Raw genomic sequence first — 12018 nt, forward strand, 5'->3', positions numbered from 1 at the left:
GCCGCCGGTCCCGACCGAAAGGCCCTCCCCTTGTCCAGCTTCGAATACCCAGGCGAGTTCTACGAGGTGATCCGCAAGGATTTCCGGGACCTCGCCACCGAGACCGAGTTCCTCGCCTCGTACCTGCCGCCGGGCGGCCGGGTGCTCGACATCGGCAGCGCCACCGGCGCCAACCTGCGGGCCCTCGCCGCCCTCGGCCACCCCGGTACCGGCCTCGACCAGAGCGCGGCCGCCGCCGCCGCCGCCGCCGGAGATGAGAGAGAGAGATGAGAGAGAGAGAGAGAGAGAGAGAGAGAGAGAGAGATGAGAGAGAGAGAGAGAGAGGAATGGAATGGAATGGAGATGAGAGATGGAGATGAGAGATGAGAGATGAGAGATGAGAGATGAGAGATGAGAGATGAGAGATGAGAGATGAGAGATGAGAGAGAGAGAGAGAGAGAGAGATGAGAGATGAGAGATTGAGAGATTGAGAGATTGAGAGATTGAGAGATTGAGAGTTGTTGTTGTTTTTTTTTTTTTTTTTTTTTTTTTTTTTTTTTTTTTTTTTTTTTTTTTTTTTTTTTTTTTTTTCCCCCCCCCCCCCCCCCCCCCCCCCCCCCCCCCCCCCCCCGCCGCCGCCGCCGCCGCCGCCGCCGCCGCCGCCGCCGCCGCCGCCGCCGCCGCCGCCGCCGCCGCCGCCGCCGCCGCCGCCGCCGCCGCCGCCGCCGCCGCCGCCGCCGCCGCCGCCGCCGCCGCCGCCGCCGCCGCCGCCGCCGCCGCCGCCGCCGCCGCCGCCGCCGCCGCCGCCGCCGCCGCCGCCGCCGCCGCCGCCGCCGCCGCCGCCGCCGCCGCCGCCGCCGCCGAGAGAGAGAGAGAGAGAGAGAGAGAGAGAGAGAGAGAGAGAGAGAGAGAGAGAGAGAGAGAGAGAGAGAGAGAGAGGGACGACCGGCGCCGCCGGTCCCGACCGAAAGGCCCTCCCCTTGTCCAGCTTCGAATACCCAGGCGAGTTCTACGAGGTGATCCGCAAGGATTTCCGGGACCTCGCCACCGAGACCGAGTTCCTCGCCTCGTACCTGCCGCCGGGCGGCCGGGTGCTCGACATCGGCAGCGCCACCGGCGCCAACCTGCGGGCCCTCGCCGCCCTCGGCCACCCCGGTACCGGCCTCGACCAGAGCGCGGCCTTCACCGCGTACGCGACCGCCGCGGCCGCCGAGCCGGGCGCCGCCGGCGTCGAGTACGTGCACACCCGCGCCGAGGAGTGGAGCACCGAGCAGCGCTTCGACCTGGTCTACAGCCTGTTCAGCACGCTCAACCAGCTGACCCGGGCCGAGCTGCGGAGCCTGCTGGAGTCCGTCCGCGGCTGGCTCTCCCCCGGCGGCCACGTCGTGGTCGACATCGGCCACCTGCTGAACTTCGTCGACGGCTACCAGCCGAACATCATCGCCCACCACCAGGGCGACGGCCTGCTGGTCACCCGGCTCGCCCGGCAGTCCGTGCACGCCCACCGAGCGGTGTGGCGCAACGAGGAGACCATCATCGCCCGCGACGGCGGCGGCACGGTCTCGATGTACGCCAACTTCTTCGACCAGACCGTCTTCACCGCCCCCGAGGTGCGCGACCTGCTGGTGGACGCCGGCTTCGAGGTGGTCGCCGAGTACGGCGGCTTCCGCAAGGAGCCCGGCCCGCGGATGGGCCGCGGCCCGCTGCTGTTCGTCGCCCGCGCCGCCGCGTCCGGCAAGGAGGCCGCCGCATGACCGCCCCCGCCGCCACCCGGACCCTGCCGCCCGCCGTCCTCGACGGCGGCCCGGCGCCCGAACTCCCGGTCTGCAACCTCGGCGAGGCCCTGCAGCGGGCCGCCGCCCGGCCCGACGCGGGCCGGATGCACTTCGTCCGCCCGGACGGCTCCGACGCCTCGCTGGGCTACCCCGAGCTGCTCGACGGCGCCCGCCGCATCCTCACCGGCCTGCGGGCCGGCGGCGCCCGCCCCGGCGACCGGGTGCTGCTCCAGATCCGCGAGGAGCAGGACCTGCTGGCCGCGTTCTGGGCGGCCGTCCTCGGCGGACTGGTACCGATCCCGGTGCCGCCCGGCCGCAGCGACGCCCCCGAGGCGGCCGCCCAGCAGCTGGAGTGGATCTGGGCCGGCTACCGGAACCCCTGGGTGGTCGTCGGCGACGACGGTGCCGCCGCCGGCCCGGCGATGGCCGGGTCGGACCGCTGGCTCGGCCGCACCGGCGAGCTGCGCGCCCACGCCCCGGCCGAGGAGCTGCACCCGGCACGCGCCGACGACCTCGCCGTGCTGCTGCTGACCTCCGGCAGCACCGGCGTCCCCAAGGCCGTCGCGCTGACCCACCGCAACATCCTGGCCCGCTCGACCGCCACCGCGGCCGTGCGGAACCTGGACGTCACCAGCCGCTCCTTCAACTGGATGCCGCTGGACCACATCGGCGGCCTGGTCATGTTCCACGCCCGCGACGTGCTGCTCGGCTGCACCCAGGTGCACGCCCGAACCGACTGGGTCCTGGCCGACCCGACCCGCTGGTTCGAGCAGATCTCCAAGCACCGCTGCGACACCACCTGGGCGCCCAACTTCGCCTTCGGCCTGGTCAACGACCGGGCCGAGGAGATCGCCGGCCGCGACTGGGACCTGCGCAGCCTGCGCTACATCATGAACGGCGGCGAGTCGGTCAAGGCCCGGGTCATCCGGCGCTTCCTCGACATGCTGGCGCCGTTCGGCCTGCCGCGGACCTCCATGCACCCCGGCTGGGGCATGTCGGAGACCTCCGCCGGCATCGTCGACTTCGTCTTCGACCCGGACACCATGGGCGACGAGCGCTTCGTCCCGGTCGGCCGCCCGCACCCGGGCGTCTCGCTGCGGATCGTGGACGAGCACGACGCCCCGCTCCCGGCCGGCACCGTCGGCCGGCTCCAGGTCACCGGCGCCCCGGTGTTCTCCGGCTACTACGAGAACCCCGAGCAGAACGCCAAGTGCTTCACCGCGGACGGCTGGTTCCGCTCCGGCGACCTCGCCGTCGTCGAGGACGGCATCCTCACCGTCACCGGCCGGGTCGACGACCTGATCGAGCTCAACGGTGCCGAGTACCACGGCCACGAGATCGAGGCACTGGTCGAGGAACTCCCCTTCGTGGAGCCGTCCTTCACCATCGTCTCGCCGTGCACCGCGGCCGGCGGCGAAGAGGAGGAGCTGGTCGTCTTCTACCACCCGCGCGGCGACGTCTCCGCCGACGAGGCCGACCGCCGCATCCGCGACCTGGTCACCGAGCGGTACGGCGTGCGGCTCGGCGACGTGGTGACCCTCGCCCGCGAGGACGTGCCGAAGACCGGCATCGGCAAGCTCCGCCGCGCCGAGCTGCGCAAGCGGTACGAGGCGGGCGCCGCCGGCCGGAACGCCCGGGCCTGACACCCCTCGCGATGCACGGCACGAGCGGCCCCCGACCCGGACCCTGGTCGGCCGGGGGCCGCTCGCCGTGTTTATGGAGAGGGAATGGACAACAGACGGGGGTCCGGCAGAAGTGTTTGCCCTCGAACCGTGAACTGCGGTACGTGAGTTCCGGGCACAGAGGGCCGAACGGAAGGAAGCCGATGGCACAGCAGGAGCGGGCCAGGAGGACGTACGAGGCGGTGCTGGACGCCGCGGCGAAGGAGTTCGCCGCCCACGGCTACACCAACACCAACCTCGGCCATGTGGCCCAGAGCACCGGTGTCACCAAGGGAGCCCTGTACGGCCACTTCGCCTCCAAGGAGGAGCTGGCCGCAGCACTCGTCCAACACCTGGACGACGCATGGAAGTTGATCGAGGACGGGGTCGGCGAGAACCCCGAGTCACCGGTGGCGACCCTGAAGGACGTGACCTGCGCACTGGTCGCACGGCTGCACCGCGACATCAGGGTCAACGCGGCACTGCGGCTGCTGCTCGAGGAGGCCCAGTCCTCCAAGCGGACGCCGGCGTTCGTGTCGGACGTGGAACGCACACTGCTGCGCCTGGTCGTCCAGGCGCAGCAGTGCGGCGAAATGGACTCCGCCTATCCGGCGGAGCCCGTCGCCCAGTTGATGACCACCGTGATCTTCGGTGCGCACTACCTCGGGTCGGTGCGCGAGGAGCTGGATCTGATCACCCGGGTGCGCTCCTCCTGGGACGTGCTGCTGCCGGCCCTGGGCGCCCGCTGGGTGGTCAGCTGAAGGGTGCCCCGCTGGGCGGGGAGCCGCATGCCCGCCGGCCGGGCCGCGGCGGCCCGCCCCAGCGCCGGGCCGCCGCCGGCCGGACGCTCGGCGGCCCGGCCGGAGTGCCGGTCGGCCGCCCCGGCCACCTCGCGGTGGGCCAGGTCGGCCAGCGCCACGATCCGCTCGGCCACGGGACGCAGCCGTAATCCGCTCTCGGTGAGCGCGATCCGCCTCCCCCGCCGATCGAACAGCACGGTGCCGAGCGAGGCCTCAAGGTGCTGGATCTGCGCGGTCACGCTGGACTGCGCGTAGTTCAACTTCTTGGCGGCCCGGGTGAAGCTCATCTCGCTCGACACCTCGAGGAACGAACGCAGATGCTGAAGTTCCATCAGGACTCCTTCCGAGCGGGCCGGCGGGCACGGACGGCGCTGCGCGCACCCGACGGTCCGTCAGGACGTGGGGCCGCCGGTCAGGGCGGCACGGCGGAACGTCAGCTCCGCCTCGGCGATCGTGCGGCCCGCCTGGGCCGCCGTGGCGCGCACGGTGCGCGAGCCGGGCGCCCCGCCCGACGGCTGGGCGTCGAGCAGAATCGGCGCGCCGAACTCGCCGTACGCGTGGAACTCGACCCGCAGGCCGGTGAGCACCTCGTTGGACGCGCCGTCGTGCGGGGCGTCCGCGAGCAGCCCGCTCTGCCGGATGGCCTCCAGCAGCAGCACGGCCTGGACGTGGTCGGAACCGTGGTCGAAGAAGGTCGGGTGGTCCTGGTCGACCCGCAGCCGCCAGCGGGCCCCGTCGCCCGGTTCGGCGGCGAGCAGCACCACGTCGTCGGGGCGCCGGCGGCCGACCTGGGCCGGGGTGGCGGCCGGACGTCCCGCGGTGCCCCGCGGAAGGTCCGTTCCAGCGGGGCGGGCGCCCCGCAGTCGCTGGTAGAGGGCCGGGGCGAGGATCTCGCCGCCGATGGTCACCCGGGCGCAGGGACGGCCGGCGCCCGCGTGGACGACGGTGTGCGTGCGGAACGGCATCCGCCGCCCGACCCGGCACCCGGCCTGCATGTCGACGGCAAGGTCGAGGGTGACTTCCTGCGGAGCGGCCGCGGTGGCCCGAGCCGCCTGACAATCTGTCAGTTGGAAGTCGAAACTACGGGCGACGAAAGGGAGTTCCAACGGTATGCCGTAGTACTCGTGGAAGGTGAACATGGTGGCCTGGCGGACCGTCTCGATGATGACCATGCTGTCCGCGGTCCCGCCCGGTCCGGGCTGGAAGACCGCGTGGTCGCGGGGCCACTGGGCGGCCAGCAGGTAGCTGTCCGCAGCGGCTCTGGCCGAATCGGTGAGGAACACCTCGGACACGGCGGCCTTGTGGACCAGTTTGCGCGACACCGTTCGATGGAAGTCGAGATCTGCGGCAACCCGCTGCCGCGGCAGCAGTCCGGCCGTCGGATGGGTCAGCTGATCTGGTGCAAAGGTGTCCATCGCGAGCCTTCCCCCACGGGGCTGTGAACGACAGGGCACTGGCCAGGGTCCGACGCTGGGACCGAAAGAAAATATACCTCCGGGAAGGTATGTTGCCAAGCGTTGACCTTCGCCAACTGCCCACCTGCACAAGGGAAAAGCGGTGGGCACCGCTCCGCACGAACGGGCCCGGAAATGCCGCGGCCCCCGCCCGGGGCGGGGGCCGCGCACGTCACGGGCGGACCGGGCCGGAGGCCCGGAAGGGCCACAAGGCCCTCAGGGCGGGGAGGGCCGGCCCTACCGCCTCGGCAGGATCAGGTCCAGCAGCTCCTCGACCCGCTCCACCACGTCGGCGCGGTCGTGCAGGATCCACGACACGTGCTGCACCCCGAAGAACGAGGCGACGACCGTCTTCGCCAGCGTCTCCGCCGACGTCTCCGGCGGCAGCTCACCGGCCTCCTTGGCCTTCTCCAGCAGCAGGGTGTAGACGTTGATGTAGTCGACGAACGGCAGCGGCAGGTCGGCGTCGGTGATCATGCGCTCGGTCTGCAGCCGCACCGCCGCCTGCGCCACCACCTCGTCGCGCACCCGGTACGCCGTCGCCATCGTCAGCCGGCGGACGGTCTCCAGCGGCTCGAGGCCCGGGTCGTCCATCGCCTCGGTGGTCTTCGGCGCGGCCGCGTAGAAACCGCCCACCAACTCGGCCGCCAGCGCCTCCTTGTTGGGGAAGTGGAAGTAGACCGCACCCTTGGTGGCCCCGGCCTCCTCGGCGATCTCCTGCATGGTGACGACCTTGAAGCCCTTGCGGGCGAACAGTCTTGCGGCGGCCTCCAGGACCGTCGCCCGGGTGCGCACCGCACGCGCCTGCTTCAGCGTCGGCGTTCCCCGACCCACCGCATTGCGGACGGTACTGCCGCCGTCCGGATGCCCGCTGGCCGCCATGGCTCAACCTCCAGGGGTGCCGGCACACGGTCGTGCCGGATTTCGCGCGAATCATAACGTCACGAAGGTATGTTCCCAATATTCTGCGACACGACGGCGCGTCGCCTTGCGCGCGCGCCCTCGCGTACCTCCGTCCGTACCGACGGTGGCGGCCGCCTTCCGCGGCCCGCCGCCGTCGGCCACGCTGTCCGCGCCGGCGACTGCCGTCGCGCCCGCTCCGCCCGCGACCACCGGGGCTGGGCCGTCGGGGTCGTCCCGACACCTGACGCACGTCCACGACAGGGGGAGAAAAGATGAGCATTCTGGACGATCCGCGCACCACAGCCGGGCCCGCCGCACTGCCGGGGGCCCTCGCCGCCGCCGCGGACACCCTGCGCACCACGGCACTCGGCCAGGCCGTCGAGGCCGACCGCCGGCGCAGCCTCGACGCCGCACTGGCCGAGCAGGTGACCCGCGCCGGCTTCGCCCGGCACTTCGTGCCACGCCGCTGGGGCGGCACCGAGGGCGGCTTCGCCGAACTGGTGGCCGCCGCCTCCGCCCTCGCCGAGGGCTGTACCTCCGCCGCCTGGTGTGCGGCGCTGCAGGCCGCACACGGGCGGCTCGCCGCCTTCCTGCCGGAGGAGGGCCAGCGGGAGATCTGGGGCGACACCCCGGACGTGCCGATCGCGGCCGCCCTGGTGCCCCCGACCGGCCGGCTGACCAGGACGGCCGACGGCGGGATCACGATCACCGGCCGCTGGCGGTGCGTCAGCGGCGTCCGGCACGCGGCGTGGGTGCTGCTCGCACTGCCCGATCCGGACGCGCTGCCGGGCGACTTCGTCATCGCGGCCGTCCCCCGGAAGGCCGTCACGGTGCACGACACCTGGCACAGCAACGGCTTACGGGGCACCGGCAGCCACGACGTGAGCGTCTCCGAGCCGCTGGCCGTCCCGGCCCACCGCTGCACGGCCTTCATGGACCTGGTCCGGGAGTCCGGCCGGGCCGGCCGGGCGCGCTGCCACAGCGTGCCGCCGCGGATGGTCGCCGGACTGGCCTTCGCCGCACCCGCCGTGGGCGCTGCGCGCTGCGCGCTGCGGGCCTGGGCGGCCCCGCTGGCGGACGCGCACGGGCCGGGCGGCCCCGCCGTCAGCCCGGCGCGCTGCGAGGTGATGGCACGGGCCTCCGCCGAGATCGACATCGCCGCCTCACTGCTCGCGGACGCCGCGGCGCGGGCCGACGCCGGACCGGTCGGCGACCGGGCGGTGGGCCACAACATGCGGGACACGGCACTGGCCGTGGAGTTCGCGGTCGCCGCGGTGGAACGGCTGTTCCGGGCCGGCGGGGTGGCCGCCCAGTGGCAGGACTCGGCCCTCCAGCGGTCCTGGCGGGACGTCCACACCCTGGCCGCGCACGGCGCCCTCAGCTGGGACGCCGCAGCCGCCGAATACACCCGCACCGGCCTGGCGGCCTTCGCCGGCTGAAGGTGAAGAGCGAGCCGGAGCCCCGGGGTTTCGTGCCCCCGGGGCTCCGGGGATCAGGCCGACATCTCCTTGGGCAGGAGCATGTCGCGGGCGATCTGCGGGAGCATCTCGTCGAAGAGCTGCTGGCCGCACAGTTCGCCGTCGAGGGTGTACGGGATGTCGTCGACCGGGATCACCAGGGCCGGCAGCACCGGGACGAGCCGGGCGCAGGCGGCCCGGGCGGCCCGCTGGGTGGACTCCTCGCGCTCCGCGTCGGCGGGCACGAAGGCCACCAGCAGCAGATCGCCGTAGTCGGGGATCTCGCCGATCAGGATCGCGGTCTGGCGGGCGGCGGGCAGTTCGGTGAGGGCCCGCTCCAGCAGCAGGAGCCGGGCTTCGAGGTCGGCTTCTTCCAGCTCGTCCTCGGGAGTGTGCGGCGGAACCGGCGTGGTCATGCGGGAATCTCCGTAGCTGACTGCTTGTCCAGGTGGATGTAGAGGTTGACCAGCGGCATGATCTCGGTGAGCAGCTCGCCGGTGCGGATGGTGCCGGTGGGGCTGTACGGGATGGCGTCGACCGGGATCACGTGTGCGGGGATCCACGGCGTGCGGCGGGCGCAGACGGCGCTGACCGCCCGGTACGCGGCCGCTTCCAGGTCCCTGGCCACCGGGACGAACGGCACTGCCAGCACCGGGCCGTGGTCGGGCACGTTCACCCGCAGCACGGCGAGGTCGCGGACGGCCGGCTGGTCCAGCAGCTCGGTCTCCAGGCCGAAGAAGGCCGCGTCGCGGTCGCCGGCCGCGCGGGCCCGGACGGCACCGGCGGTGCGGCCGGTGAGCTCGAGCCGGCCCTCGTAGTCGATGACGCCGTCGTCGCCGGTGAGCAGGAAGGGCCGCGGGCCCTGGCCGTCGCCGAGGTCGACCAGGACGGAGGGTGCGGGGGCGTCCCCGTAGGCGTCCATCAGCTGGTAGCTGGCGACCGCGACCCGGCCGCGGACGCCGGGCGGCAGCGGGCGGTGCTCGCCGTCCAGGACGGCGATGCCGATGCCCGGCATGGCACGGCCGGAGCGGCACGGCGAGAGCGCCAGCTCGTCCGGGCCGAGCACGGTGACCAGGCCGGTCTCGGTGGAGCCGTAGTAGTGGTGCAGGACGGGGCCGAAGCGGTCCCAGGCCTCGTTCACGATCCAGCGGTTGAGGTGCTGGCCGCCGGTGAGCAGGAAGCGCAGCCGGGAGGTCTCGCGCAGTTCGGCGGAGGCCGGGTGGGCGAGCAGCCGGGAGAGCACCGGGGGCACCATCAGCGTGGCGGTGACGCCCTCGTCGGTGATCAGCCGACACATCTCGGCGAGATCGTGGTACGGGCCCAGGACGACGGTGCCGCCGAGGGCGAAGAACACCCGCGCCCAGCCGGGGCTGGAGGCGTGGTACATCGGCACGGTGACCAGGTAGGTGTCGTCCTCGTCGAAGGCGAACTCGTCGACCAGTTCGGCGAGTCGGCGGGCCTCGTAGGAGCGGCGGCGGATCACCAGACGGGGCGAGCCGGCCGCGTCGTAGCTGACCGCGAAGGACTCGTAGGGCTGCGAGATCGGGGCGGTGACCGCGGTCTGCGCGGCGGCCAGCGTGGAGTACGCCACCGGCTCGCCCGCCTGCGGGTCCGGCACGATCGGCTCGGGGGCCGCCAACTCCTCGCCCACGCCGTGCAGGTGGACCTGGAGGACGCCCTCGCGGTCGGCCCAGCCGGCTGCGATCAGCAGCGGGCGGTGCAGCTTGCTGCTGACCACCACGGTCGGCCGGAGCTGCTCCAGGGCGTCGGCGGTGGCCTCGGCGGAGGCCTCGAAGTCGAGACCGGTGATCGGCACGCCCAGGGTCTCGAAGGCGGCCGTGGTGACGACCAGCTCCCAGCCGTTGCAGCAGAGGAAGGCGGCCCGGGCGGGGCGCCCCTCCGGCAGCACGGCGGCCAGGCCGCCGGCCACCTTGGCTATCTCGTCGGCCAGTTCGGACCAGGTGATCCGGCGTCCGCCGTCCACCAGGGCGACACGGTCCGGCCTTTCAGCGGCGTGCCGCAGGGCGTCTTGCAGCTTGATCATCTCGAACTCCGTTCCAGTGGGCTGGAGTTGGCCCTTCTGGTTCATCCATCGTCTGGGGCGCCGGAACACCTGCCCGGCGGTGTCGCTGGGGAAGGTCGGGCTCTTGTCGCTGCACGCGGTCGCCGCCGAATGCGCGGGCACGCGTCGGGGACACCTCCCCGATGGAAACAAACCTTCCCGAAGGTATCAATAGCAATCGGCAGCTCCGATGCTCCGCAGGACCCGGCCCTCCCCGAGCCGCCGCACCCCCTCCCACCTGCGGCGTCGCACGCGTGCGCAGATCCACGACGGCCGGTGCGCGGACCGGCAACACCCCCGTCCGGCCGGTCGGTAGCTTCGGCCGGGCACCACCCCACCGCGCCAGCTCACCGTCCAACCGTGGAAGGACCAGCCCCATGAAGCGCCGCCTCGTCGCCCTCACCGCCGCCCTCGCCATCGCCGCCGGCGGCGCCACCCTCGTCGCCGGCCAGGCCTCCGCCGACGACGGCAGCACGGCCGCGGCCTCGACCGCCGGCTACAACGCCCTGCCCCCGTTCGCCGGCAAGACGTTCCTGATCACCGTGGACAACGGGAACGTCTACAAGAACACCTACTCCGCGGACGGCACCCAGCTGCACTCCGAGACCGTGCAGGGCAACGGCGTCGGCGAGGTCTTCGACGCCACCCTGGCCACCTCCCAGGTCGGCTGGAACCTCTACTTCACCAACTGGGTCGAGCCCAACGGCGTCACCGTGAGCCACGTGATGAACTTCAACAACAAAACCGTGCAGGTCTACTTCACCTTCCAGACCGCCACCGGCACCCGCCTCGGCCAGCTGCACAGCGCCACCATGACCCGCGTGGCCTGACCCCTCGGGACCGCGCCCCCGGGCGTGCCCGGGCACCGTCCCACCCGGCGGTACCCGGGCACGCCGCCCGACAGTGGTTGACTGGACCGCATGAGCATTCACGAGAACCTGCTCGGCGGCCCCCCGCCGACCCACCTGCCGGCCGAGCCCGGGCCGCTGGAGGCGCTGGCCCAGGGCGCCTCGCCCTCCGAGGTCGCGGCGAAGTTCCCGACCTCCTCGCTCGCCTGGGCGCAGCTCGCCGACGACGCGTACGCCGCAGGCCGGGTCGTCGAGTCGTACGCCTACGCCCGCACCGGCTACCACCGGGGTCTGGACGCGCTGCGCCGCAACGGCTGGAAGGGCCACGGCCCGGTGCCGTGGGAGCACGAGCCCAACCGCGGCTTCCTGCGCGCCCTGCACGCACTCGGCCGGGCCGCCGCCTCCATCGACGAGAAGGACGAGGCCGAGCGCTGCGCCCAGTTCCTGCGCGACAGCTCGCCGACCGCCGCCGACACCCTGGGCTGACCCACCGCCGCCGGCCACGGCGGACCCGCGGGCGGTCCCGGGACCGCCCGCGGGCACCCGGCCGGCCCGGCCCGCGCGAACGGAACCCGCACCAGTGGACATCCGCCGCATCACCGACCCCGCGGCCGTCACCGCCGCCGCGCACCTCTTCGACGCGGCCCCCGAGCCGGCGGCCACCCGGCGCTTCCTCGCCGACGAAGGCCACCACCTGCTGATCGCCTACCTGGACGGCGCCCCGGCCGGCATGGCCACCGGGGTGGAGACGACCCACCCCGACAAGGGCACCGAGATGTTCCTCTACGAACTCGGTGTCGACGAGCCGTACCGCGGACGCGGCGTCGGCCGGGCCCTCGTCGCGGCCCTCGCCGGCCTGGCCCGCGAACGCGGCTGCTACGGCATGTGGACGGTCACCGGCGGGGACAACGCGGCCGCTCTCGCGACGTACCGCGCGGCCGGCGGCGACCCGGAGGAACGCCAGACCGTCATGTCCTGGACGTTCGACCGGGGCTGAGCCTCCCCGCCGCAGCACCGAACGCTCCGCCGATCGCTCCGCCACCGCGCGTCCCGGGCCCGCGGGCGGCAGGGCAGACTGT

13 protein-coding genes are annotated in these 12018 nt (G+C 73.0%); 8 read left to right on the forward strand and 5 right to left on the reverse strand.

Features of this window, described 5'->3' with window-relative positions:
* Positions 1 to 30: 30 nt before the first annotated feature.
* From ACQ614_RS18230 to ACQ614_RS18245, 4 genes are all read left to right on the forward strand, one after another.
* Positions 31 to 270, forward strand: coding sequence for a class I SAM-dependent methyltransferase (locus tag ACQ614_RS18230; RefSeq protein ID WP_431679607.1), 240 nt, complete (start codon positions 31 to 33; stop codon positions 268 to 270).
* A gap of 227 nt (positions 271 to 497) precedes the next feature.
* Positions 498 to 1733, forward strand: coding sequence for a class I SAM-dependent methyltransferase (locus tag ACQ614_RS18235; protein WP_431679608.1), 1236 nt, complete (start codon positions 498 to 500; stop codon positions 1731 to 1733).
* On the forward strand, positions 1730 to 3397 hold the full coding sequence (locus tag ACQ614_RS18240; protein ID WP_431679609.1) for an AMP-binding protein: 1668 nt from the start codon (positions 1730 to 1732) through the stop codon (positions 3395 to 3397). Before ACQ614_RS18235 ends, ACQ614_RS18240 begins: the two co-directional genes overlap by 4 nt.
* A 182-nt stretch (positions 3398 to 3579) precedes the next feature.
* Positions 3580 to 4176 (forward strand): TetR/AcrR family transcriptional regulator, encoded by a 597-nt coding sequence (locus ACQ614_RS18245; protein WP_363494860.1) that lies wholly within the window; start codon positions 3580 to 3582, stop codon positions 4174 to 4176.
* Here ACQ614_RS18245 and ACQ614_RS18250 read toward each other — a convergent pair.
* From ACQ614_RS18250 to ACQ614_RS18260, 3 genes are all read right to left on the reverse strand, one after another.
* The gene (locus ACQ614_RS18250) at positions 4074 to 4547 is read right to left on the reverse strand and encodes a LysR family transcriptional regulator (RefSeq protein WP_431679610.1); all 474 of its coding nucleotides are present in this window, start codon (positions 4545 to 4547) and stop codon (positions 4074 to 4076) included. The genes ACQ614_RS18245 and ACQ614_RS18250 overlap by 103 nt on opposite strands.
* Positions 4548 to 4607: 60 nt before the next feature.
* Positions 4608 to 5537: a ScbA/BarX family gamma-butyrolactone biosynthesis protein gene (locus ACQ614_RS18255; RefSeq protein ID WP_431679611.1), complete on the reverse strand. Its 930-nt coding sequence runs from the start codon at positions 5535 to 5537 to the stop codon at positions 4608 to 4610.
* A 369-nt stretch (positions 5538 to 5906) separates the two neighbouring features.
* A complete protein-coding gene (locus ACQ614_RS18260) occupies positions 5907 to 6551 on the reverse strand; it encodes a ScbR family autoregulator-binding transcription factor (protein WP_431679612.1) in 645 nt (214 codons plus the stop codon).
* Between the two features lie 293 nt (positions 6552 to 6844).
* On the opposite strand from ACQ614_RS18260, the gene ACQ614_RS18265 reads away from it, so the two are divergent.
* Positions 6845 to 8011 (forward strand): acyl-CoA dehydrogenase family protein, encoded by a 1167-nt coding sequence (locus ACQ614_RS18265; protein WP_431679613.1) that lies wholly within the window; start codon positions 6845 to 6847, stop codon positions 8009 to 8011.
* A gap of 53 nt (positions 8012 to 8064) precedes the next feature.
* On the opposite strand, the gene ACQ614_RS18270 is transcribed toward ACQ614_RS18265, so the two are convergent.
* Positions 8065 to 8445, reverse strand: coding sequence for a hypothetical protein (locus ACQ614_RS18270; RefSeq protein WP_363494851.1), 381 nt, complete (start codon positions 8443 to 8445; stop codon positions 8065 to 8067).
* On the reverse strand, positions 8442 to 10073 hold the full coding sequence (locus ACQ614_RS18275) for a class I adenylate-forming enzyme family protein (RefSeq protein WP_431679614.1): 1632 nt from the start codon (positions 10071 to 10073) through the stop codon (positions 8442 to 8444). The genes ACQ614_RS18270 and ACQ614_RS18275 overlap by 4 nt, the downstream gene beginning before the upstream one ends.
* Positions 10074 to 10468: 395 nt before the next feature.
* Here ACQ614_RS18275 and ACQ614_RS18280 point away from each other — a divergent pair, with 395 nt between their 5' ends.
* The 3 genes from ACQ614_RS18280 (at position 10469) to ACQ614_RS18290 (ending at position 11936) form a co-directional block, all read left to right on the forward strand.
* The gene (locus ACQ614_RS18280; protein ID WP_431679615.1) at positions 10469 to 10921 is read left to right on the forward strand and encodes a MoaF-related domain-containing protein; all 453 of its coding nucleotides are present in this window, start codon (positions 10469 to 10471) and stop codon (positions 10919 to 10921) included.
* A 90-nt stretch (positions 10922 to 11011) separates the two neighbouring features.
* Positions 11012 to 11425 (forward strand): DUF3151 domain-containing protein, encoded by a 414-nt coding sequence (locus tag ACQ614_RS18285; RefSeq protein WP_363494846.1) that lies wholly within the window; start codon positions 11012 to 11014, stop codon positions 11423 to 11425.
* A 94-nt stretch (positions 11426 to 11519) separates the two neighbouring features.
* The gene (locus ACQ614_RS18290; protein WP_431679616.1) at positions 11520 to 11936 is read left to right on the forward strand and encodes a GNAT family N-acetyltransferase; all 417 of its coding nucleotides are present in this window, start codon (positions 11520 to 11522) and stop codon (positions 11934 to 11936) included.
* The last annotated feature ends 82 nt before the right edge of the window (positions 11937 to 12018 follow it).

Source organism: Kitasatospora dryopteridis (assembly GCF_050749075.1).
Taxonomy (GTDB): domain Bacteria; phylum Actinomycetota; class Actinomycetes; order Streptomycetales; family Streptomycetaceae; genus Kitasatospora.